At 51.6% G+C, this 22,172-nt stretch carries 19 protein-coding genes, 1 pseudogene and 1 riboswitch; of the genes and pseudogenes, 11 read left to right on the top strand and 9 right to left on the bottom strand.

Annotation, left to right across the window (positions count from 1 at the left end):
- Positions 1 to 18: 18 nt before the first annotated feature.
- From HK11_RS06970 to HK11_RS06950, 5 genes are all read left to right on the top strand, one after another.
- The gene (locus HK11_RS06970) at positions 19 to 366 is read left to right on the top strand and encodes a DUF3147 family protein (RefSeq protein ID WP_086554624.1); all 348 of its coding nucleotides are present in this window, start codon (positions 19 to 21) and stop codon (positions 364 to 366) included.
- Positions 367 to 505: 139 nt separating this feature from the next.
- Positions 506 to 1,315: a glycosyltransferase family 2 protein gene (locus tag HK11_RS06965; RefSeq protein ID WP_086554623.1), complete on the top strand. Its 810-nt coding sequence runs from the start codon at positions 506 to 508 to the stop codon at positions 1,313 to 1,315.
- A 20-nt stretch (positions 1,316 to 1,335) separates the two neighbouring features.
- Positions 1,336 to 2,745 carry a hypothetical protein gene (locus tag HK11_RS06960; protein WP_086554622.1) on the top strand — a complete coding sequence of 470 codons (1,410 nt, stop codon included), beginning with the start codon at positions 1,336 to 1,338 and terminating at the stop codon, positions 2,743 to 2,745.
- 183 nt (positions 2,746 to 2,928) lie between these two features.
- Positions 2,929 to 4,329: an ammonium transporter gene (locus tag HK11_RS06955; RefSeq protein WP_369822929.1), complete on the top strand. Its 1,401-nt coding sequence runs from the start codon at positions 2,929 to 2,931 to the stop codon at positions 4,327 to 4,329.
- 111 nt (positions 4,330 to 4,440) lie between these two features.
- Positions 4,441 to 4,947, top strand: coding sequence for a hypothetical protein (locus tag HK11_RS06950; RefSeq protein WP_086554621.1), 507 nt, complete (start codon positions 4,441 to 4,443; stop codon positions 4,945 to 4,947).
- Positions 4,948 to 4,949: 2 nt separating this feature from the next.
- On the opposite strand, the gene HK11_RS06945 is transcribed toward HK11_RS06950, so the two are convergent.
- Genes HK11_RS06945 through HK11_RS06935 form a run of 3 tightly spaced genes read right to left on the bottom strand, consistent with a single transcriptional unit; the run spans position 4,950 to position 7,897 of the window.
- The gene (locus HK11_RS06945; RefSeq protein ID WP_233133350.1) at positions 4,950 to 5,933 is read right to left on the bottom strand and encodes a retroviral-like aspartic protease family protein; all 984 of its coding nucleotides are present in this window, start codon (positions 5,931 to 5,933) and stop codon (positions 4,950 to 4,952) included.
- Between the two features lie 5 nt (positions 5,934 to 5,938).
- A complete protein-coding gene (gene pip, locus HK11_RS06940) occupies positions 5,939 to 6,901 on the bottom strand; it encodes a prolyl aminopeptidase (protein WP_086554620.1) in 963 nt (320 codons plus the stop codon).
- Positions 6,902 to 6,937: 36 nt separating this feature from the next.
- Positions 6,938 to 7,897: a tyrosine recombinase XerC gene (locus HK11_RS06935; RefSeq protein ID WP_086554619.1), complete on the bottom strand. Its 960-nt coding sequence runs from the start codon at positions 7,895 to 7,897 to the stop codon at positions 6,938 to 6,940.
- Between the two features lie 113 nt (positions 7,898 to 8,010).
- Here HK11_RS06935 and HK11_RS06930 point away from each other — a divergent pair, with 113 nt between their 5' ends.
- Entirely contained in the window at positions 8,011 to 10,272 is a 2,262-nt protein-coding gene (locus tag HK11_RS06930) for a primosomal protein N' (RefSeq protein WP_086554618.1), read from the top strand.
- Between the two features lie 63 nt (positions 10,273 to 10,335).
- Here the strand turns inward: HK11_RS06930 and HK11_RS06925 are convergent, their stop codons facing one another.
- Both HK11_RS06925 and yajC read right to left on the bottom strand, forming a co-directional pair.
- Positions 10,336 to 11,802 (bottom strand): mannose-1-phosphate guanylyltransferase/mannose-6-phosphate isomerase, encoded by a 1,467-nt coding sequence (locus tag HK11_RS06925; RefSeq protein ID WP_086554617.1) that lies wholly within the window; start codon positions 11,800 to 11,802, stop codon positions 10,336 to 10,338.
- Positions 11,803 to 12,265: 463 nt separating this feature from the next.
- Complete coding sequence (yajC, locus tag HK11_RS06920; protein WP_173559383.1) at positions 12,266 to 12,637, bottom strand: preprotein translocase subunit YajC; 372 nt, start codon at positions 12,635 to 12,637, stop codon at positions 12,266 to 12,268.
- A 182-nt stretch (positions 12,638 to 12,819) separates the two neighbouring features.
- On the opposite strand from yajC, the gene HK11_RS06915 reads away from it, so the two are divergent.
- The 5 genes and pseudogenes from HK11_RS06915 (at position 12,820) to folE (ending at position 16,920) form a co-directional block, all read left to right on the top strand.
- Complete coding sequence (locus tag HK11_RS06915) at positions 12,820 to 13,713, top strand: ATP-binding protein (protein ID WP_086554643.1); 894 nt, start codon at positions 12,820 to 12,822, stop codon at positions 13,711 to 13,713.
- Positions 13,698 to 14,135, top strand: a pseudogene (gene mutT / locus HK11_RS06910) (8-oxo-dGTP diphosphatase MutT); the annotation flags it as partial. The gene HK11_RS06915 and the pseudogene mutT, both read left to right, overlap by 16 nt.
- Positions 14,136 to 14,213: 78 nt before the next feature.
- Positions 14,214 to 14,293, top strand: a riboswitch (SAM riboswitch).
- Between the two features lie 118 nt (positions 14,294 to 14,411).
- Positions 14,412 to 15,614 (top strand): O-succinylhomoserine sulfhydrylase, encoded by a 1,203-nt coding sequence (gene metZ, locus HK11_RS06905; RefSeq protein ID WP_086554614.1) that lies wholly within the window; start codon positions 14,412 to 14,414, stop codon positions 15,612 to 15,614.
- A 193-nt stretch (positions 15,615 to 15,807) separates the two neighbouring features.
- A complete protein-coding gene (gene apaG / locus HK11_RS06900) occupies positions 15,808 to 16,281 on the top strand; it encodes a Co2+/Mg2+ efflux protein ApaG (protein ID WP_086554613.1) in 474 nt (157 codons plus the stop codon).
- Between the two features lie 27 nt (positions 16,282 to 16,308).
- Positions 16,309 to 16,920 carry a GTP cyclohydrolase I FolE gene (folE, locus tag HK11_RS06895; protein WP_086554612.1) on the top strand — a complete coding sequence of 204 codons (612 nt, stop codon included), beginning with the start codon at positions 16,309 to 16,311 and terminating at the stop codon, positions 16,918 to 16,920.
- 50 nt (positions 16,921 to 16,970) lie between these two features.
- On the opposite strand, the gene HK11_RS06890 is transcribed toward folE, so the two are convergent.
- The 4 genes from HK11_RS06890 to HK11_RS06875 form a co-directional block, all read right to left on the bottom strand.
- Positions 16,971 to 17,549, bottom strand: a complete 579-nt coding sequence (locus tag HK11_RS06890; protein ID WP_086554611.1) for a DJ-1/PfpI family protein — start codon at positions 17,547 to 17,549, stop codon at positions 16,971 to 16,973.
- Complete coding sequence (gene moaB / locus HK11_RS06885; RefSeq protein ID WP_086554610.1) at positions 17,542 to 18,096, bottom strand: molybdenum cofactor biosynthesis protein B; 555 nt, start codon at positions 18,094 to 18,096, stop codon at positions 17,542 to 17,544. Before moaB ends, HK11_RS06890 begins: the two co-directional genes overlap by 8 nt.
- 74 nt (positions 18,097 to 18,170) lie before the next feature.
- On the bottom strand, positions 18,171 to 20,885 hold the full coding sequence (locus HK11_RS06880) for an AAA family ATPase (protein WP_086554609.1): 2,715 nt from the start codon (positions 20,883 to 20,885) through the stop codon (positions 18,171 to 18,173).
- Positions 20,882 to 22,030 carry a metallophosphoesterase gene (locus tag HK11_RS06875; RefSeq protein WP_086554608.1) on the bottom strand — a complete coding sequence of 383 codons (1,149 nt, stop codon included), beginning with the start codon at positions 22,028 to 22,030 and terminating at the stop codon, positions 20,882 to 20,884. Before HK11_RS06875 ends, HK11_RS06880 begins: the two co-directional genes overlap by 4 nt.
- Positions 22,031 to 22,172: the final 142 nt, after the last annotated feature.

Genomic DNA, 22,172 nt, shown 5'->3' with positions numbered 1-22,172 from the left:
GGAAAAATAAGATCCCTGATGTTTTTTCTGATCAAGGTTATTCTCTCTGGGCTTATTGTCGCGATTGTCTCCGGCGTAGCAAAACGCTACCCGGCGTTCGGTGCGCTGATCGCCTCTCTTCCATTCATATCTATACTCGGTATGATATGGCTGTGGACGGAAACACATGATGCAGATGGTATGAAACAACATACCTACGCAACCTTCTGGTATATTCTGCCATCGCTGCCTATGTTTCTTTTTGTTCCATGGCTCATGGAAAAAAAAGTTTCATTTTACCCTGTTCTTTTGAGCGGGTGCCTGCTTACTATTGTACTTTATGTCATTACCGCATGGGGCCTGAGCCTCATAAAACCCATACCCTAAACTACATACCATCTCTGTCATTACAGATAAAACAAACGCTATTCTGGTATGCATAATTCATAACCAGAGTTGATAAACAATATTTCGGCTATTAATCCGGATATGTTAGACTTATTTTTTACGAGGTTCAGAGGATAAAATGGGTTTTCGCTCTGCTGCAATAACTATGGTTTACAATGAAAGTAAAATCCTGCCTGTATGGCTCGATTATTACGGCAGCAACCTTGGCTATGATAACCTTTATATTATTGACCACGGATCAGACGATGGATCCACGACCAGAATACCAGGAAATGTTATAAAAATACCCCGTGATGAGTTTGACGACGTTCAGCGAGCCGCTTTTATCACCCATCTCCACACAGCACTGCTAAAATCTTTTGACTGCGTTATTTATACAGACTGTGATGAGTTTCTCCTCCCACGCCCGGACCGCTATAACAGCCTTGCCTCTTACCTGAAATTGCAGCCACACGGCAATAATATCAGAGCAGTCGGCATTGACGTTATGCCGGGCAACCTCTCACTTCCTCCTGTCGATTTCTCACGTGATATTCTTCCTCAGCGCCCTTACGGTTTCCTTACGCCATGGGAGTCAAAGCCGCTGGTCGCAAAAATTCCGACACAGTGGGAGCCAGGCTTTCATGAATGCAACCAGCACAGCCTGCTTGATGAAGACCTCTGGCTGTTTCATCTGAAATTATGCGACATTGATTATGCTATGAAACGCTTACATGTGACGCGTTCAATGAAATGGAACCTCAGCCACAACCCGGACAGTGGCGCGCATCAGCGGCGCAGTGACCAGGAAATGCGAGATTTTTTTGATGCCGTAGTGCGGGGCCAGGAACCCGGCTATCTCAGTGACCTGCCTCTCACAGAGCTTCTGTCGCGAGGCAGCACAAGTAAATTACGTCGTATTCCAGATATGTTTTTACAATATTTATAAATTATTGAGAGGATTTACCTGTGGCCATCAGCTACCCAGCCATTAAAGCAGGCCTGACAAACCAGAAAATCGCAATTATTGGCCTTATTCATAAAGCATTACGCGACAAAAAATCTCTGACGCTGCCTTCTCTGACATCATATTATCCTGAAACCCGCAAACATGATTTTTGCAGTTTTGAAAAAATCTATAAAGAAGCGACCCTGGAGCGTGCGCTGAGCGCTTTTGGCCTCTCATCTGTAGCTGAGCCAGAACCCGAGATGACAGACAGCGGACAGTGCTTTTTAGAAGGAGCCGATCGCTGGGCAGAAACAGCACTTAAGGGGCAGGTCGAATGGCCTGACCTGACCTGTCAGATTATACGCCACCTGCAGCCGTCTGATTTGTTACTGGATTTTTGCAGGCTGCTGCTACAGAAAATCAAAGCAGAGGGCATTACTCATGCCATACAGCTTCGCGTAGAGAACGACTGGCAGTCTTATGCCGAGCATGTTCTGGCAAGTTTTGCTGCGCCGCATGAAGAATATAAGCCCACTTTTCTGGAAATTATTCAGAAAGCAAAGCGTACATGGGGAAATACATTTACAAAAGCTTATGTTCTTTCCGATGAAGGCGGTCTGCCAGCTGACAAAGAAACCATCCGCGCTGAAGTTTTAAAAGAACTTGGTGTGGAGCTCTTCTGGAAATCAGACTTTTTATCTCCGTCCATTCTGAGTTCGAACCTGATTTCTTCCATCATTGATTTTGAAATTGCTCTGGCACTGCCATTTTTTGCGGGAAACAGCCGGTCAACCTTCGCCTGTTTTGTCTCTTTTGAAAAATTCTGCCGCACAGGGCGTTACGCAAAAAACCACTATATTTACAATAATTCAGGCCCGCACCTCATGCTCCGTTATGACAACGGTGCTCTTATGGCCCCCGAACAGCTTAAAGATGCTCTTTTTGCCCGCCAGCCACTGCTGGAAGTCAGCCCTTACGACCGGGAGTGGGCACTGACACTCACAGCACATCTGGCACAAACGGGTGATTTTATCAGCCGCACACAATTTGTTATGGGCGTACCTTCCGGCCACCTGGTCATTGATGGCTCTTCTGATCCTTTGCGCTCAATCGAAGGTTTTCAGCTTGATGTAAACTCTCCCCTCCCCTCGCTTGAATACAGAGCCCGCAATAAAGAAGGACGCCATACCCCCTGGCAGCCAGCCGGTTCATTCTGCGGCAGCAGAGGGAAAAATACCCCTCTGACCGGCTTTAGCTTTCGCATTAAGGGCCCCGCCAGCCTGACAACTGACTGTATATATGCTGCCCGCTTTAGCGAACATTCTGAAGTGATACATGCTAAGAATGGCGAGTGGTGCACCCTGGGGAATGATCATAACCTCACGGCTATCCACCTGCTTTTCCGTCCGCAAAAACCTTTCGGACGCTGAGCGACTCTTCACCTGAATGCTGATCAGGTGCGGTTGTTTTTGTAGTTTTGCGACTTTAATACCATTTTTTAAAAATTTATTACCCAGGACTACGATACGATACAGAAACATCTTGCAGGAGGCAGAAACCTTAAGGCATACACTTAGAAAGCAAGTATCTTTCTTCTAAGGAGAGTTGTCACCATGTCTTCGCAGTTTCGCATGGTCAGGCCTGAATCTGTCAAACTGACTACACGCTGCCTTCTGCCAGCTGTCGCTGGTATTTCTTCTCTGCTTTACAGCGTGACACCTGCTCATGCGGCTGATGCTTCACCGGCTATTGACACCGGTGATACAGCATGGATGCTGACAAGCACGGTTATTGTCCTCATGATGACAATTCCGGGGCTGGCTCTTTTTTATGCCGGCATGGTGCGCAAAAAAAACGTTCTGGCAACCCTCATGCAGTCTTTTGCTCTGTGCTGCATTATCTCCATTGTCTGGATGGTTGCCGGTTACTCCCTGACATTCAGCAACGGAACAGCCTGGATCGGTGGTTTTTCACGCCTGTTTCTTAATGGGCTGGGTGAGCACATCCATAACGGCACCGATATTGCCTTTACGCTGGGAGCAGGAACAGCCGGGGCAACCCAGATGACGATCCCTGAGAGCGTCTATATGCTGTTTCAGATGACATTTGCTGTCATCACCCCCGCGCTGATTTCCGGCGCATATGCTGAACGCATGAAATTTAGCTCCATGTGTGTTTTCTCCATCCTGTGGTCATTGCTGGTATATACGCCTGTTGCTCACTGGGTCTGGAGCCCGGCTGGCTGGCTGGCTGGTCTTGGCACTGCTGACTTCGCCGGCGGCACTGTTGTGCATATTAATGCTGGTATTGCGGGCCTTGTCTGTGCGCTTGTTCTCGGGCACCGCAAAGGCTACGGCCATGACGACCTCTCTCCTTTCAACCTGACATACGCCATCATCGGCGCTTCTCTGCTGTGGGTTGGCTGGTTTGGCTTTAACGCCGGTTCAGCTGGTGGCGCTAACGGCCGTGCAGGTATGGCTATGGTCACAACACAGGTTGCGGCAGCAGGTGCCGGCGTTGCCTGGATGCTGATGGAGTGGATTTTCAAAAGCAAACCAACTGTTCTGGGTATTATTTCAGGCGCTATTGGCGGTCTTGTTGCCATCACACCGGCAGCTGGCTTCGTGCTGCCAGGCAGTGCTCTGATTATCGGCCTGATTACGGGTGCAGTTTGTTTCTGGAGCGCGACCTCTCTCAAGCACATGCTTGGATATGATGACAGCCTTGATGCCTTTGGCGTGCACGGTGTTGGCGGTATCCTTGGTGCGCTGCTGACAGGTGTATTTGCTTATGGCCCGCTTTCAGCAACAGATGCTAACCCTGCAGGCATTACCGGTTCATTCCATCAGCTGATCATTCAGGCGGAAGCTGTAGGTGTAACCATTCTGTGGTGTGGCGTTATTTCTTTCGTCCTGCTCAAACTGATTGATGCCACTATGGGCCTGCGCGTTTCGAAAGAAGAGGAACAGGAAGGTCTTGATATGTCTCTGCACGGAGAGCGCATTAACATCTGATCTACCCTCTTTAAACCTTAACCGGTTGTGGTTATGCTATAATAGACTGGCCACGACCCCGGGGTAGCATAGGGTTTACCCCGGCGTGGCTGATTTGTTCTGGGGTTTAATATGATATCTCCTTCTCGGATCACCATCGCCGCCCTGGCTCTGAGCTGCGCTGCTACGTTTTCTGCTCCTGCAGCTCATGCTCTGAGCGCCAGAGAATGTCATCAGAACTTCTCAGATGCCCGCAAAGCTGGAACAGCTGCCGGCCAGAGCTATAAAGAGTTTAAGGCGGCACATTGCGACGCCTCTGCAGCTGAAAAAACTGCACCGGCCACACCAGCTGCTGAAACCTCTGCTGCTCAGACTGCAGCCCCGGCTGATAAAGCTGAAAAAATCGCTGAGAAAAAAGAAAAACACTCAGCTGTTACAGCAGCCACTGATTCCAGTGCTGTATTTCCAACAGCAATTGCTCCGCAATATGCCAAGCTGCCAGCAGGTAAAGCACGCATGAAAACATGCGTTGACCAGTACAATGCTAACAAAGCAGACGGCCACAATGGATCACTGAAATGGATTCAGAAAGGTGGCGGCTATTACAGCCTGTGCAACAATCGTCTCAAAGGCGAATAAACTTACCGATGCGTCTGGTCTGTTTTTACAGGCCGGAGTGACGGCATAATGTAGAGCTTACCTGAGCGATATGAGAGCCACACTCTGTGTGCTGCAAACCAGTCTGCTCCCAGCAACATGTCTGCATTATCTTTTAAAGGGGAAACAGTCAGTACAGGCTGTTTCTCCTCTTCCAGCCCATATTGCAGGCTGTTAAATTTATGCCAGTAATAACGCTGCTGACGGCCATCAATACCACTTGTCACACCCCCGGGGTCAGTTGCCAGTGTCTGAGCCGAAAGACCTGTTCTTAAAGCTGCCGCCTCAGAGACAATACGCGAGCGCGCACCGCTATCAACGAGAGCTTTCACAGGCATACCATCAAGAACGAGCTGTACTGACACACGCCTCCCGTCAAACTGCACAGGTAAGGCTCGGTAAATAACATGCCATCCCTCCGGGCCATCACAGCCCGATGAAGGGGCAGAGGGCTGCCATAAATTCAGCCAGCCTTCAGCAACATTAAACTCGACATCATAGCGTGAGAGAAGATCTCCCCCGACCAGGCCTTCAACAGGCGGCTGTGTTACAGGTTTACCAGGTAAATACCCGACCGGCACGGATAGAGGGCCTGTTTCGACCCCTCCGATCTTCAATGACCGGACATGCACATTAGGCACCAGCCGCTGCCCGCCGCCGGTGCCCTGCACCACCGTGTGCATCCCTTTATCAAGAGGCAGGCCCATCGCATCAGCACCATCGGGAGAGATCAGGCTTCCCTCCGAACCGGTATCCATAATCATACTCACCGTATGACCATCAATCTCTACCGGGCTAATGAGAAATCCACTTTTGTTATAAAGAGGAACGTGCGCCAGCAATGTGTGCCGGCACACATGATCCGCTGCATAAGAGGCGCCCCCCCACATGACAATGATAAGGCTGACGCCGGCACAAAGACTTCTCAGAGCCCGGTACGGTCTGGCACCTGATGCTAAAGGGCGCATAATGTTCAGCTCAGTTCATAGGCAAAACGCTCTGTAGCCCGCAGCAACGCATTGAGAATACCCGGCTCTGAAAGCGCATGGCCTGCCGCATCAATCAGATGAAACTCGGCCTCTGGCCAGGCTTTATGCAGCTCCCATGCCGTGCGTGCTGGTGTCGCCATGTCATAACGCCCCTGCACAATAACTGCCGGGATATGCCTGATACGCTCAACATCACGCAAAAGCTGCCCTTCCTCCAGCCAGCCACCATGAACAAAATAATGATTTTCAATGCGTGAAAAGGCCAGCGCATAATCATCTTCCTGATGTTTACTTTCAATATCGGGGGCAGGCAAAAGAGTTAACGTACTCCCCTCCCATACGCTCCAGGCAATAGCAGCCTCAAGCCTTACTGCCTTATCTTCAGAGGTCAGGCGCCTGCGATACGCCGCCATCAGATCACCACGTTCTTCCGGCGGGACAGGTGCCAGAAATTTCTCCCATTTATCAGGAAAAATCCACGAAGCACCTTCCTGATAGTACCACAGAAGTTCGTCACGTCGCAGCGTGAAAATACCACGTAACATCAGTGCGGTAACACGCTCAGGGTGGGTCTGGGCATAAGCCAGCGCCAGAGTAGACCCCCATGACCCGCCAAACACAGCCCATTTCTCAACATTACACAGCCGGCGCAGACGCTCGATATCAGCCACAAGGTGCCATGTTGTATTATTTTCAAGCGACGCATGCGGCTTAGAGCGACCACACCCGCGCTGATCGAAAAGCAGAACCCGATAGCGGGCCGGGTCAAACAGCTGCCGCTGCGCAGCATTACAGCCCCCGCCAGGACCACCATGCAGAAAGACGACCGGTATCCCCTTTGGGTTTCCGCATTCTTCCCAGTAAATCTGGTGCCCTTCCCCGGTATCAAGATAGCCATGAGCATAAGGCTCGATAGCAGGCCAGGGAGCGCGAAACGTGCCGGACATGTCTGTGTGATCCTTTTTTAAAAAGAGAAAAAAATCTTATGAAGTAGTATGCGCTCTTGGATGTGCTTTACGCCAGACCTCAAGCAGCCGTGCTTCATCAGCCAGAGTATAGTGCTGTGTTGTTGAAAGGCTGGCATGCCCGAGAAGCTCCTGAATAACGCGCAGATCAGCTCCCCCTTCCATCAGATGCGTCGCGAAAGAATGTCGCAGAGAATGAGGTGTCGCATCCTCAGACAACCCGGCAAGGGCGCGCCATTCGCGCATTGCTTTCTGGGCAACACCGGCCTGAAGTCGTTTACCCCGCACACCAGGAAAAAGCGGTGCAGCCCCCCCCTGCGGGTCAGGGTGAACCTTTACCCATGCTTCCAGCGCGCCCCGAACCTGCGCCAGCACCGGTATCAGACGCTCCTTACTGCCTTTACCTTTGACTTTAAGAATATTACTGGCGCGCACCAGACCAATATCTCTCACATCAAGATTAAGCGCTTCAGAAATACGTAACCCACAGCCATACAGCAGCAAAAATAACGTGCCATCGCGCTGACGCGCCATATCTGTATGTGCGCAGTCACCAATGTTCTGCGGCACAGCTTTCGCATCTTTCACGCTCAGCGGGCGCGGCAGTGGTTTTTTTGTACGGGGTGTGGCCAGCAGGGTCACAGCTGTATTCTCCACCCCCTGACGCTTTGCAAGATAGCGAAAAAAAGACCTCACAGCTGATACGCGCCGCGAGCGGGTACGGGCTGCACGGTCAGGTGTATTTTTACGCACCGATGGCCTGACCGGCTGCACCCGCTCATGAGCAAGCCAGGCCCGCATATCCCGCAGACTGATTTTACCAAGTCCTGCCATATCGGGCAGACCGCCCAGATGCTCCGTCATAAACGATAAAAAACGCTTCAGATCATTACGATAGGCTTCTATTGTCAGAGGGGAAGCCCGACGTTCTGTCCCCATCCAGAGTAAAAATGCCTCAGCAGCTTCTTCACCTGTCATTTTGCCTCTCTCAGCACAGATCTCCTCTCACATTTTGCGACAAGTCTCTTGTCGTGCACGATGTAAGGGGGCACTCTGCACCTTTTCTAACACAGGCCCCGTAAAAAGAGACCATGAAATCCGCTTCGCTTTTTTTGACCTTATCAGAGACACTGGCGGATGTCGCGCAGCCACAGCAGCGGGTTTCTGTTTTATTACCGATGCCTTTTAAAGGGCCATTTGATTATCTTTCTCCGCCCGATATCACACTTAATCCCGGAGATATTGTGCTGGTGCCCCTGGGGCGGCGTCAAAAAACCGGTGTCGTATGGGAAACCTCATCAGACCTGCCTCCTGACCTCGCACCACCGGCAGAACAAAAAGACAGAACAGACACATCACGCCTTAAAGAGGTTGCTGAGCTTCTCGAACTTCCTCCTTTATCGGCTGACCTCCGGCGCTTTATTAACTGGGTTGCAGCCTATACGCTGACACCACCCGGCATGGTTATGGCCATGACACTCAGGCTGCATATGCACGGTGTTACATCAGCCGGAACCGGATGGCTGCCAGCAGACACCATACCTGCTGACTTACGCATGACCCCTGCCCGCCAGAAGGTACTCGACCTGCTGCGCAAAGGCCTGCCACAAACAACGACTGACATCTCAGCCGCTACGGGCGTCAGTGCAGGAGTTGTCAAAGGGCTGGCTGATGCCAGAGCCCTGAGAGCCATTAAGCTGGAACCCGAATGTCCTGTAGAGGCACCCGACCCCGGCTATCGCCTGCCGGTATTAGAAGCCGAGCAGGCCAGAGCCACCACAGCACTACGTCAAAGTGTTGAGAAAGGTGGGTTCTCGGTTACATTACTTGAAGGGGTCACAGGATCAGGCAAGACCGAAATTTACCTTGAGGCTATTGCTGCCTGTATTGAGCAGGGTAAGCAGGCTCTCATTCTCCTGCCTGAAATTGCTCTCTCTGCACAATGGACAGAGCGCTTCATTCGCCGGTTTGGTGTCGCCCCTGCAATCTGGCACTCAGACACAGGGCAGCGTATGCGCCGGCTCACCTGGCACGCCACTGCAAATGGTAATGCTTCAGTCGTAGTTGGCGCGCGTTCTGCGCTGTTTCTGCCGTTTGAAAAGCTTGGCCTTATTGTCATTGATGAAGAGCATGAGGCACTCTACAAACAGGAAGAAGGCGTTATTTACAACGCCCGCGACATGGCCATTGTACGCGCACGCCTTGTGCAATGCCCGACAGTTCTTGTTTCAGCCACACCCAGCCTGGAAACTCTGGTTAATGTGCAGTCCGGCCGTTACAGGCACCTGATGCTCCCTTCCCGTCACGGTGGGGCAACAATGCCAGAAACCCGCATTATCGACATGCGGGTACATCCACCCGAGCGCGGACGCTTTATTTCTCCCGCTCTGACAGAAGAACTCTCTGCCACCCTTGCGCGGCAGGAGCAGGCAATGCTTTTCCTGAACCGGAGGGGATATGCCCCGCTAACCTTATGCCGTGCCTGTGGGCACCGTATGGAGTGCCCGCACTGCACCGCATGGCTGGTAGAGCACCGTGCCCGTAAACGCCTGTGCTGCCACTACTGCGAATATTTTGAACCTGTGCCCGTTACCTGCCCGGCCTGCCATGAAGAAAATACTCTGACATCAATTGGCCCGGGCATTGAGCGTATCACTGAAGAAGCACGCGAACTTTTCCCTGATGCACGCATTCTGGTCATGGCCAGTGATACCCTCACCAGCCCGACGGCTATAACCGAAGCTGTCACGCGTATTTCAAACCGCGAGATTGACCTGATTATTGGCACACAGGTTGTGGCTAAGGGGTGGCACTTCCCTTACCTGACGCTGGTCGGTATTGTTGATGCTGACCTGGGGCTGAGCGGAGGTGACCTGCGGGCTGGCGAGCGCACATTTCAGCTGCTGCACCAGGTAGCAGGGCGAGCAGGACGTGCCAGCGCACCCGGACGGGTATTGCTGCAAAGCTATACGCCGGAGCACCCGGTGATGAGTGCATTGCTTTCAGGTAGTCAGGACCGTTTTATGGCACAGGAGGCCATGCAGCGTCAGCCAGGTTTCTGGCCGCCATATGGCCGGCTGGCCGCATTAATTATAAGCTGTGAAGATGCCGCAAAAGCTGACGCTGTGGCAAATGCCTTCGGGCGCATGGCCCCCTATGGTGAAGGTATACAGGTGCTAGGCCCCACACCGGCCCCGGTTGCCGTGCTCCGCAACCGCCACCGCCGCCGCCTGCTGCTGCGCACAAAACGCACCATTGCCCTGCAACCCATCTTACACCGCTGGCTTGATATGGTGAAACCAGACCGCAACGTCAGAATTGATATTGATATCGACCCTGTTTCATTTTTATAAGAACTTAAAGGTCATGAACAAATAATATTCAGAAGAGGCATAACCTCATGCGTGTATAGCCGCTTAATTACGACTATACACATCTTCCACTCTTACAATATCATCTTCACCCAGATACGAACCAGACTGAACCTCTATCAGTGTCAAAGGAATGTGGCCGGGGTTTTCAAGCCGGTGCAGATCACCCAGAGGTAAATAAATACTCTCATTTTCACGCACGATTAACTCTTCTTCTCCACGGGTAACAAGGGCTGTCCCCTCAACAATCACCCAGTGTTCGGCACGATGATAATGCTTTTGTAAAGAAAGCTTCTGCCCCGGTTTCACAACAATTTTCTTCACCTGGAAGCGATGCCCCTGCGTCAGCGCCTCATAATGCCCCCACGGACGATAGGTCATCTGATGGCTGTCAGCTTCAGGCATATCATTTTTCTTCAGCTGCTGAACCAGAAGTTTGACATCCTGAGCCCGGTCTTTTTTTGTAACCAGAACTGCATCCTGCGTGGTAACGACTATAAGATCATCAACGCCAAGAACAGCGGTAAGAATACCATCTGTACGAACATAAGACCGCTGCACATCTTCCAGCATAACGTTACCATGCACTACGTTACCTGATGCATCCTGCGGCCCCAGCTCCCACAAAGCATCCCAGCTGCCCACGTCTGACCAGCCAAAGCTACCAGGGACAACCGCAGCCATATCTGTCCGCTCGGCCACTGCGTAATCAACTGAAATATCAGGAGAGCGACAAAAACTTTCCGGCTCCAGCCGCTCGAAATCCATATCACTTTTACGATTTACAACAGACTGTCTGACACAGGCAAAAACTTCGGGCTCATAGCGCTCTACTTCAGACAGAAACGTTGCTGCGCGAACAACAAACATGCCTGAGTTCCACAAATAGCCACCCTGAGCGAGAAAAGACCGGGCACGTGACGTATCTGGCTTTTCAACAAAACGCCCGACCTGAAAGACATCTGGCATATCAGGCAAGGCTTCGCCCTGCTCGATATATCCATAACCGGTCTCAGGACGGGTTGGCGTCATACCGAAAGTAACCAGATATCCTTTTTTTGCAGCTGTAATTGCACTACTCAGCGCCTGGTGCAGGCTCGCTTCATCCTGAATGGCCGCATCTGCTGTCATAATCCACAAAATAGCATCCGGGTTATGTTCAGCCACAATAAAAGCTGCGGCTGTAATTGCAGGCGTGGAGTTACGTCCCTCTGGCTCCAGAACAATACGGGCATCCTGTATGCCTGCATCACGCAACTGCTCTGCGATAATAAAACGATGCGCATCGTTGCAGACAACAACCGGCCCGGCTGTTCCTTCAGCCTGACCACGTAATGCTGTCTCCTGCAAAAGTGTCTGCTCAGTCAGCAGCGGCCAGAATTGTTTGGGAAAGCTCTTCCGTGACACAGGCCACAACCGGCTGCCAGCTCCCCCTGAAAGAATAACAGGCACGATCGCATGCTCTGCACTATTCATTTTTTGTAAAACAGAAGGACTTGGACTCTTAGCCATATATTTTGTTCCAGACACACTTCCGAGACTAAAAATTATATCTCAGCCCCTAAAAACGAGAATAATTTTAACATCTATTACTCTTACAGAAAAGAGAATGTTAATTACTTACATCTTATTATATTATATAATTTTAATTTTATTCTTAGGTAAAAAGAACAGGAGGTAATATCTTCCACAAATTATGGTCAGTTCTGCCACATTTAGTAAGTTATGATGCCTGCCTGAACATCAGCCACTCTGAGCAACCATATTTATTGGTCTTCAGGCCCTCACCTGGTGGAACAATGCGACCATTCTTCCTGCCTGACATATAAAAAATAATTATAAAATTATGAAAGAATTATTAATCAGGTATAAATTTTAATATAAAAATATACAGCAGCTGAAAATGAAAATGTTCATAATAAAAGCGGGCTGTCTGACAACCCGCTTTTTACTCATAAATTACAAAATGTTAAAATTATTTCTTCACTGCTTTAGGTTCGTCATTTGCAGGTTTCGCACTGCTGGTCAGAACACTTGAAATAGTTTCACGCACGATCATCACACGCACACCAGGCGCAATTTCAACTTCAACCTCGTTACTGTCCTCACGGCTTTTCTGCACTACGCCAACCACACCACCGGCCGTTACAATACGGTCACCACGACGGAGCTGCTTTTGCTCATTACGCAGCTGCTTCTGACGCTGCTGTTGTGGGCGTATAAGCAAAAAATACATAATGGCAAAAACAGCCACAAACGGCAGAAATGAAATAATATTTGACATGCCACCGCCACCACCACCGGCTGTTTGTGCGTAGGCTGTAGAAATAAAGAAATCTGACATCAAACTCTGCTTTCACCAGTAAGAAACTATTTTACCATTAATGAACGGGCAAACTTTTCCCATTCCGGGCAGCTCCGTCAAGCACCTGTGTGCAGACCCGCCCTTTTCTCATGATGGCATCTACCCTATTTCTGACTTTTGTGCTCAGGAAAAATAACACCCACCAGACAGAGGAACCCTATGCCATGACATTTCCTCCCTCTCAGCTCCCGGCTCTGGAGCGTATTGCTGCAGCACTTGAGCGTCTTTCCCCTCCGCCACCGGTACTCTCCGGCCTTGATGAAGCAGATGCCTTTATATGGGAACCACAGTCTGGCAGGTTACGCCCCGTTCTGCGTGTTGCTCATATATCTGCCACTCTGCTGCAGGGCGTTGAGCACCAGCGTCAGACCTTACTTGAAAACACACAGCATTTTGCCGCTGGTCTGCCCGCTAACAATGCCATGCTGTGGGGAGCACGTGGCATGGGCAAATCGTCACTGGTCAAGGGTATTCACGCTCAGGTCAACCAGAAGGAAGGGCACCCTCCCGTGCCGGGCCAGGGGGCCCTGGCATTGATTGAAATTCAGCGTGAGGATCTGACAAGCCTGCCTGAGCTGCTATCCCTGCTGCGGAGCAGCACCCGGCGCTTCATTATTTTCTGCGATGATCTCTCTTTTGAGAAAGAAGATCGTGATTATAAGGCACTCAAATCCGTGCTTGACGGTGGCATTGCCGGCCGCCCTGAAAATACCCTGTTTTACGCGACGTCTAACCGTCGCCACCTGATGCCTCGTGACATGATTGAAAATGAGCGTGCCTCGGCCATTAATCCGTCTGAAGCGACAGAGGAAAAAGTGTCACTCTCTGACAGATTCGGGCTGTGGCTTGGTTTTCATGCCTGTACACAGGACGTCTATTTCGACATGGTGCAGACTTACGCAAAAGAACGCGTGCTTGCCATCAGCGATGATGAACTTAAAGCTCAGGCCAGTGCATGGGCCGTGACACGCGGCAGCCGCTCCGGTCGTGTTGCCTTTCAGTTTATCGAAGATCTTACAGCCCGCCTTGCCTCTCACTCATCAGAGCACACAGCATGACCACCGCCCCTCACTCCGCACCACGCAAACTCCTGCTTGTTTCTGCGGTTGCCCTTATTAATGAAAACCGGCATGTGCTGCTGGCTCAGCGCCCCGAAGGCAAATCACTCGCCGGGTTGTGGGAATTCCCAGGTGGAAAAACCGAACCAGGCGAATCCCCTGAAGCCACGCTCATTCGTGAAGTGGATGAAGAGCTGGGACTACACATTTCACCTGACAACATCACCCCCCTGACTTTTGCCTCACACAGCTATGCTGACTTTGACCTGCTCATGCCACTTTATCTGTGTCGCACATGGCAGGGCATTCCCCATGGCCGTGAAGGGCAAAACATCGCCTGGGTACCGCTGACAGATTTATATGATTACCCCATGCCACCGGCTGACCTGCCGCTCATCCCGTTTCTTCAGAAGTTTGTTTAGCACTTTTGTTTCCCGGCTTGACGAAACACCAGGAGATTTGCATAAATTACGGTGTCAGACGCATAATAACTTTATATGCACCTGACACCTCGGGATTTGTACGGCCGGCTTGCGCCGAGGTAAAAGAAACGCGCTAAAGAGGCTCTGGGCAAAGGACTATCTGCATGCCCATGGTTTCTGAGGTCATCAACGAATCAGGCGTGACTGAAACCGAACCTGTTTTTACCCCCGGTTCTCTTTCAGTCATTATGAACAGGTAAGAACCGGATATCTGCCATGAGTATTAAAAAAACGCCGTCAGCCTGGCGTCAGGCAACCCGACTGCTTCACGCTGAAGCAGAACGTACCGAGTTTGGCGAAACCAGCGAGGCTCTCTTTCTCACCTCAGGCTTTATTTATGATAATGCTGAACAGGCAGCCAAAACCTTTACCGGTGAAGTGCAGCATTATCAGTACAGCCGCTTTGGCAACCCGACTGTTGCCGCTCTTGAACGCCGCCTGGCAAACCTTGAAGGGGCCGAAGCCTGCGTGGCCACAGCCACAGGCATGGGAGCTGTTTCATCCGCTCTTCTGGCGCACGTCAAGGCCGGAGACAGAGTTGTAGCCTCACGCGCGCTGTTTGGCTCATGTCACTGGATTGTTTCAGCACTGCTGCCACGCTACGGTGTAGAGACCATATTTGTTGATGGCTCTGACCTCTCAGCCTGGGAAGAAGCTTTGTCTCAGCCTGCTGCTGCGGTGTTACTCGAGAGCCCGTCTAACCCCATGCTCGACATTCTCGACATCCGCGCCATCTCAGCTATGGCACACAAAGCCGGGGCTCTGGTTGTCGTTGATAATGTCTTTGCCTCCCCGGTTTATCAGAAACCTCTCGAACTGGGTGCTGATGTCGTCGTTTATTCGTGTACAAAACATATAGATGGTCAGGGCCGTGTTTTAGGTGGCGCTGTTCTGGGCCGCAAAGACTGGATTACTGAAACCCTTCAGCCTTTCACACGCAATACAGGCAATGCGCTCTCTCCTTTCAATGCATGGGTCATGCTTAAAGGACTTGAGACCCTCGTTCTGCGCGTTGATGCTATGACACGCAATGCAGCGGCTGTTGCTGACTATCTGGCCCAGGCCTCTGGCATTTTGCAGGTCCGGTATCCGGGCCGTAAAGACCACCCCCAGTATGACCTGGCCAGAAGCCAGATGAGCGGGGCTGGCAGCCTCATTGCCTTTGAGGTGGACAAAGGACAGAAAGGCGCTTTTGCTTTTATGAATGCCCTTGAACTGATTGCCATTTCAAACAATCTGGGAGACAGCCGTTCTCTCATCACACACCCTGCAACTACAACTCACATGAAAGTTGGTGCAGACGAACGGGCCCGCCTTGGCATTTCTGATGGTGCCATCAGGCTTTCAGTCGGCCTGGAAGACAGCGCAGATCTGATTGATGATCTCGCACGTGGCATAGCACAACTTCAGAAAGCCTGATTTTACCCTTCCTGCATCGTATTTGTTGCCTGATAAACGCACTCTGACGTAAAATCAGAAATACGATGCAGGAAACTTTCCCCTTTCGAAAAATCATGATAGGGCGACAGACCCTAGACCTCACTGCCGGATCTCGTCTGCCTCCCCACGTCACTGAGCGCAGGCATCCCGCACCCCAGGAGAACGAAAGCTCATGTCTGACTGGTCGGCTTCACCGCCCATGTCCAACGATGCGGGAGACGTACTTAGCGAACTCCTTTCGTCTGTTCCTGGCTACAAAAGCGAAACTGAAGGTGTTCAGGTCATGGTCCAGGTTTTCTGGCTGCCCGAACAATCTGAACCCGATGAAGACCTTTATTGCTGGGCCTATCGTATTCGTATTGAAAATACAGGGAAAGCATCTGTCAGACTGACAGAGCGCACCTGGTATATTACAGACTCCTCCGGGCATACTGAATGCATTCATGGTGAGGGTGTCGTTGGCGAACAGCCTGTGCTGAAACCTAAAGCAGACTTTGACTATACGTCAGGTGTCTCCCTCAAAACTGCGGGAGGGTTCATGAGCGGCACCTATCTGATGCGTGACGTAGATACCGGGAGGTGTTTTGACATCGAAATACCGGCCTTCAGCCTCGACAGCCCGTTTCAGACACAGCAGGTCCATTAAGCTTTTACTATTCTGCAGGAGAACAATATGAGCGACGCCCCTCCTTCTGGCAACGCACGCCCTACACGAGAAGAAGCTGAGCAGGCTGTACGCACTCTTCTGAGCTGGGCCGGCGATAACCCTGCACGCGAAGGCCTTCAGGATACACCAGCACGTGTTGCCCGCGCCTATGAAGAGTTTTTTGAAGGCTATGAGGTCGAACCCCATGACCTGCTGAAACGCACATTTTCAGAGGTTGAAGGCTATGATGAAATCGTGCTTCTGCGCGATATTCGTTTCGAAAGTCACTGCGAACATCACCTTGCTCCCATCATTGGCAAGGCACATGTGGCTTATCTGCCGCGCAACCGCGTTGTGGGCATTTCGAAACTGGCACGTGTGGTTGATGCCTATGCCCGTCGCCTGCAAATTCAGGAGCGCATGACAGCACAGATCGCCAACACGATTAATGATGTTCTCGAACCACATGGTGTTGCTGTCATTATTGAATCTGCTCATGAATGCATGACAACACGAGGCGTACACCGCCCCGGCGTTTCTATGGTAACCAGCACTATGCTGGGTGTGTTTCGTGAAAACGTACAGACCCGCCAGGAGCTGATGGCAATGCTCAACCGGCCGGCTGTCAGCGGTATCTGAGATCATACAAGCCCCTGCATGAAGCAGGGGCTTGGCACTGACCTGACTGGTCAGATAGAAACAGTAACACCCAGAACGGTGAGAAACTGTGCGAGCCAGGCCGGATGAGCCGGCCACGCCGGAGCGGTCACCAGCTCACCATCTGTGATTGCCTGATCAACCGGAATATCAGCATAAATCGCACCAGCCAGCTCAACCTCAGGGCGGCATGCCGGATAAGCTGACACGCGACGCCCCTTAATAACACCAGCCGCAGCAAGCAGCTGAGCCCCGTGGCAGATTGCAGCCAGAGGGCGGTCAGCAAACGCCTTAACAATTTCAATCACACGCGGGTTAAGCCGCAGATATTCAGGAGCCCGTCCGCCAGGAACGATCAGGCCGATATAATCATCCGTATCGATCTCATCAAATGTCGCATTCAGCACAAAATTATGACCTGGCTTTTCGCTGTAAGTCTGTGCGCCTTCAAAGTCATGAATAGCTGTAATAATTTTGTCGCCGGCTTTTTTGCCCGGGCTGATAACATCGACCTTGTAGCCCAGCATTACCAGTGCCTGATATGGCACCATAACTTCATAATCTTCGACATAATCACCTGCAACCATCAGGAGTTTTATCTCATCAGTCATGATCATGTCCTTCTTTCAGTTCTTCTCTTAAACGTGGCATAAGATCGACAAAGTTACAGGGGCGATGGCGGCTGTCGAGCTGGAAGAGCAGAATATCATCCCAGCCATCTTTCACAGCGCCAGTCGAACCTGGTAAAGCAAAAAGATACGTGCCCTGCGCAACACCGGCCACAGCGCGTGACTGAATGGTTGATGTGCCAATTTTCTGATACGACAGCATCCGAAACAGCTCACCAAACCCTTCAATACGTTTTTCGAGAACACGATCAAAAGCTTCGGGGGTAACGTCACGACCGGTGACGCCAGTCCCGCCGTTTGTAATCACAACATCAATATCAGGCGTGCTGATCCAGCTCTGCAATTGTGTCGTAATCAGCCCGACATCATCTTTTACGATAGCCCGGTCTGCCAGTACGTGCCCTGCACGCTCCAGACGGTCAACCAAAGCCTGACCAGATGTATCGGTGCTCAGTGTACGCGTGTCAGACACTGTCATGACAGCAATACGCACAGGCAAAAACGGCAAACTCATATCCAGTTTACTCATCAGCAGATCTGCTCCCTCATCTCTGGCTCACCGTCATATCACTGTTCACCTACAAAACAATGTTTGTAAGACAGTCATACACGCAATTCTGCCATCTCCTCACACGGACGGAGATGCAAAGTGTGCCCTCCGAGCTCTGAGAGAATATCATCACGGCACGTTAAAATAAGAATCTGGAAATGCCGGGCCGCATCAGTCAGCACCTCAAACAGGCGCTCTCGCCGCTGTTTATCAGAAAAACTGAGTGCATCATCCAGCACAAGCAGACTTTTACCCTGCTGCTGATGCAGAAGCTGCGCAAAACCAAGACGCGCCAGCACTGCGATCTGCTCACGGGTTCCCATAGACAAATCGCTAAACTGCTCTGTCTGGCGCCGGGTTATAGCCTGCACACCAAAACTGGCATCAAGTGACAGCGTCATATCAGGGAAAACTGTCGAGAATGCAGGCTGCATCACTTTTACAAGCGGGGCAAGGTAACGCTCGGTCTGCTCCTGCTCTGCGGCCTCAAGCGTCTGCTTCAGCAATGTCAGAGCAGCACTTTCACGCGCATACCCCCGACACTCATGCTCAGCCTGCTTTATCAGACGCTCTGTTTCAGCAATCTGCTCATCAAGGCCTTCGCCTTCTGCCTGACGCACCCGTTCCTCACAGGCCCTTACGTCACCATGCAGTCCCCTGATACGTCCATCCTGTGCAGCAAGAGCTTCTTCACGGCGCCTGATATCCCCTTCAAGGTCAGAGAGTGAACGCGCCTCAGCTGCCATCTCCTGCGCAAGTGCCTCGTTTTTGCTATGTGCATCTTTCAGACTCAGCTCAGCCTGAGCACTCTCGGCTTCAAGAGCTGCATCTGTTTTGTGTTTCTGTGCCGTCTCCTCTTCATGCCGGGCACGCTCAAGGGCTCTGCCAAGCTCAGAAACATCAGCTGCTTTTTGAGTTTCATCACTCTGTATGCTTTTTAAAACAGCGACTTTGTCTTCTTCTTCTCTCTGCGCTTCTCTGAACACAGATAAGGCCTGCTCAACCTCAAGGTCACTCTCTGCTGCCTGCAATATTTCACCCTCAGAAAAGAGTGTGACCTGCTCAGTGCTCAGCTCAGCAGAACGCTGCCGCAGCCTGGCTTCCTTGTCAGCAATCTGCTCCTGATACAAGGCAATAACTGCACTGACCTGGTCAGTGCTCTGCCGGTTCTCAGGCAGGCAGGACAGGACAGCTCTCTGCGCAGCATCCTGCTCAGCTTTCGTCTGGCGGTATATATCAAAAGCCTGCTCAGCCTCAGCCATCGTACTGCACCCGACTTTTTGCAAAGCCTGCTCAAGCTGTTTTTTTGCGTCATGCCAGCGTGCCTGCGCACCCTGCTGCTCCTGCAGCGCGGGGGTAATGCTTAGCGCGCCTACACCTTCTATCTCAATACGGGTTTGTTCGAGCACCTTAAAAGTGCTCTCAGAGCAGAGACTGCCATTAACAGTAACACGATCAGCTGCTTCTGGCAGCAGATGCAGAGACACAGAGGGGGCCTGAGCCTCCATCTGCAACTGTAGTTTATCGCAGTCACGCTCGGCTTTGCGCAGGGCATCAACAGCTTTCTGATCAACCCGACAGGCTTTGAAGGCAGCCTGAGCCTGGCGCCACACTGCACTGGCCTGCTCTAAACGATGCAGGACTGTACGGTCTGACTTCAGTGCTTCCTGATCCTGCTCAAGCAACCGCTGACGCGTTATACTTTTGTTACGACGGTCGCTGCGCTCATATTGTTCATGAGCCTTTTTACGCTTATTGCCAGCCTCCGTCAGCTTATCCTGTGCATGCCGGACATGATCACGCAGCTGCGCCAGCTGCTGCTGTGCGCTCTGCATCTGCTCTGACAGCTCTTTCTGACGGTTACGGTTTTCATGCCGCCCGAGCCGTTCAGCCTTCAGCGATTCATACACCCTTTCAGCCAGACGTACGCCAGCCAGAACTTCCTTTTCCTTGAGCGCAAACTGAGAAACCCGGTCACGCTCCTGCCGCACCTGCTCAAGCTGGCTTTTAGCCTCAGCCCGTCTCTCAGGGTTTTCAAGGTCACGTAAAACGCGACGGTCACGCTCCAGTGCTGTCAGATCATCAGCAAGGCGCAGCCTGTTGGCTTTAAGCTGTTCAAAACGTTCGGTAAGCTCTGCCTCTTTTTGCAAAGCCTGCTTATACCCTCCGGTCGGCTCACCTTTTTTCTCAGTCAGTAACGGACTAAGCTTTTCTCTGACACGTGATAACAGCAGCGCAGCTTTACCTCCGCCAGCCGGAGCAACACTCCCGCTGCCCTGATCAAGACAGGAGCGAATACTCGTATAGCCGGCATCTGTCAGCTCGGGCAGATACTGGCTCTCTCCCTGCGGCACTAAAAGCGCGCTCCATAACCCTGTCGCCACGCTGTTTTTATTAATAAGATCGTTCAGCCCCAGCAGATTACGAATTTTCTCTTCAGCTTCATCTCCCTGATACTGCTCTCCCCCCATGAGCAGCCGTGCGCCTTTCTTTTTCAAAAAGCGTTTTTCAAAAGCACAGGGCACAGAACCCCACATAAAGCGCAGGATAATATGCGGCTCACTGCCACCATAAGACGCAAGGCTTTTAATCTGCTCGCCACCCGAACTATGCCGCCACATTAATGCGGCACGCAAAGCCAGAAGAAGGGTCGATTTACCCGATTCATTAGGCAAAGCCAGTATATTCAGGCCAGGCCCCAGGCCTTCAAGCTTTATCGGAGAAGTAAAACGCCGGACACCATTAAGCTGTATCTCTGTCAGTATCATGCGCCTGCACCTCCAAGATCTTTATAGAAAAGGAAAAGTCTTTGCAGGGCATCCGCTGCCACTGCGCCCTCCTCCCCCCCGCCACTGACTTTACTGAGCAGAACACCGGCTGCATTCCGCACAGCGCCGGCCTCGCCAAAATAATCAAGATCATCAAGATCTGCAGCCAGCTGTGGCTCCCCCGAAAGGCGCAGACAGGTCACTGCTCCGGCAAGGCTATGAACAATTAAATTATCATACAGCGCCATATCTTCCATGCTCAGCAGGCCAGACACTTCTGCCCAGGCCAGAACTGAACCGGTATGCTCGGGTGCAATACTCCTGACACGTGCCTCCAGCGCATAAATATCTTCATGGCTGGTGAGTGTTACCTCCCCCAGTTTTTTCCAGACATGATGCCCGGTTCTGCACCGCTCGACCTGCGGTGTCGCCCGGCTGCCGGCTATTGTCACCAGCAAAGCCTCGCCACCACCGCCGCCGCCAATATCAAAACGGTCTGTCTCTGGTGTGCCGGAATAGAATGTGCGGGCATTAATCTCGTTAAAACCGTGCCAGTCCCCCAGAGCCAGATAGCTCAGGCCGGCTTTCTCTGCACGGTCAGGCGCCAGCTGGTTATGTTCCTCTTCACCACCGCTGCCAAAACCGGTCACTGAACCATGCGCCAGGCCAATACGCAGGGCATCCGGTGGAGTTGTCTCCTGATCCATATAGGCACTCAGGTCTGTCAGCACATGGCGACGCTGCAAAACTGCAGGCAGAAGCCAGGCATTTTCGGCCTCATCAATCAGCACGGCCCCGGGTTTACCGTGAAAAATTACATTTTCAGGCAAACTGCCGTTACGCAACAGGCGCGACCAGAGGCCATCGGGTGTATGGGCATCATGATTACCAGGGATAAGGTGCCAGCGTATATCAGAAAACTCACGCATACGTTCAAGCGGCTGATGCAGGGTTAACCTGGCTGGTGTTTCGTGCTCATAAATATCACCTGCAACCAGTACGTGATGCACGCCGTGACTGCGCGCCAGAAGCCCCAGCCGGTGAATAACCTCAACACGCTGAGCCTGAAGCGCACCCTGAGCGACATCTCCCGCGAAACCAAATGTCCGGCCTACCTGCCAGTCTGATGTGTGAAGAAACTTCATAAACGACGCCTGACTTTCTCACCGTGCTCTGAACACTGATATCTGCACGGAATTATTTTCAACAAAACAGAATAGCGACAACAAAAACACCCGAGAACAAAGAGAGCAAGAATAGACTGAGAAAAATTATCAGCCTACATTC

Origin of the sequence: Acetobacter sp. DmW_043, assembly GCF_002153485.1 — a bacterium.
In the GTDB taxonomy this organism is placed as follows: domain Bacteria; phylum Pseudomonadota; class Alphaproteobacteria; order Acetobacterales; family Acetobacteraceae; genus Acetobacter; species Acetobacter thailandicus.
The sequence above is the reverse complement of the archived record's forward strand: the minus strand, read 5'-3'. Positions and strand labels throughout refer to the sequence as shown.

Excerpts from the sequence above, each read along its gene's own strand:
- HK11_RS06970 (WP_086554624.1), top strand. The coding sequence starts at position 19 with ATGTTTTTTCTGATCAAGGTTATTCTCTCTGGGCTTATTGTCGCGATT.
- HK11_RS06965 (WP_086554623.1), top strand. The coding sequence starts at position 506 with ATGGGTTTTCGCTCTGCTGCAATAACTATGGTTTACAATGAAAGTAAA.
- HK11_RS06955 (WP_369822929.1), top strand. The coding sequence starts at position 2,929 with ATGTCTTCGCAGTTTCGCATGGTCAGGCCTGAATCTGTCAAACTGACT.
- HK11_RS06950 (WP_086554621.1), top strand. The coding sequence starts at position 4,441 with ATGATATCTCCTTCTCGGATCACCATCGCCGCCCTGGCTCTGAGCTGC.
- HK11_RS06945 (WP_233133350.1), bottom strand. The coding sequence starts at position 5,933 with ATGCGCCCTTTAGCATCAGGTGCCAGACCGTACCGGGCTCTGAGAAGT.
- pip (WP_086554620.1), bottom strand. The coding sequence starts at position 6,901 with ATGTCCGGCACGTTTCGCGCTCCCTGGCCTGCTATCGAGCCTTATGCT.
- HK11_RS06935 (WP_086554619.1), bottom strand. The coding sequence starts at position 7,897 with ATGACAGGTGAAGAAGCTGCTGAGGCATTTTTACTCTGGATGGGGACA.
- HK11_RS06930 (WP_086554618.1), top strand. The coding sequence starts at position 8,011 with ATGAAATCCGCTTCGCTTTTTTTGACCTTATCAGAGACACTGGCGGAT.
- HK11_RS06925 (WP_086554617.1), bottom strand. The coding sequence starts at position 11,802 with ATGGCTAAGAGTCCAAGTCCTTCTGTTTTACAAAAAATGAATAGTGCA.
- HK11_RS06915 (WP_086554643.1), top strand. The coding sequence starts at position 12,820 with ATGACATTTCCTCCCTCTCAGCTCCCGGCTCTGGAGCGTATTGCTGCA.
- metZ (WP_086554614.1), top strand. The coding sequence starts at position 14,412 with ATGAGTATTAAAAAAACGCCGTCAGCCTGGCGTCAGGCAACCCGACTG.
- apaG (WP_086554613.1), top strand. The coding sequence starts at position 15,808 with ATGTCTGACTGGTCGGCTTCACCGCCCATGTCCAACGATGCGGGAGAC.
- folE (WP_086554612.1), top strand. The coding sequence starts at position 16,309 with ATGAGCGACGCCCCTCCTTCTGGCAACGCACGCCCTACACGAGAAGAA.
- HK11_RS06890 (WP_086554611.1), bottom strand. The coding sequence starts at position 17,549 with ATGACTGATGAGATAAAACTCCTGATGGTTGCAGGTGATTATGTCGAA.
- moaB (WP_086554610.1), bottom strand. The coding sequence starts at position 18,096 with ATGAGTAAACTGGATATGAGTTTGCCGTTTTTGCCTGTGCGTATTGCT.
- HK11_RS06880 (WP_086554609.1), bottom strand. The coding sequence starts at position 20,885 with ATGATACTGACAGAGATACAGCTTAATGGTGTCCGGCGTTTTACTTCT.
- HK11_RS06875 (WP_086554608.1), bottom strand. The coding sequence starts at position 22,030 with ATGAAGTTTCTTCACACATCAGACTGGCAGGTAGGCCGGACATTTGGT.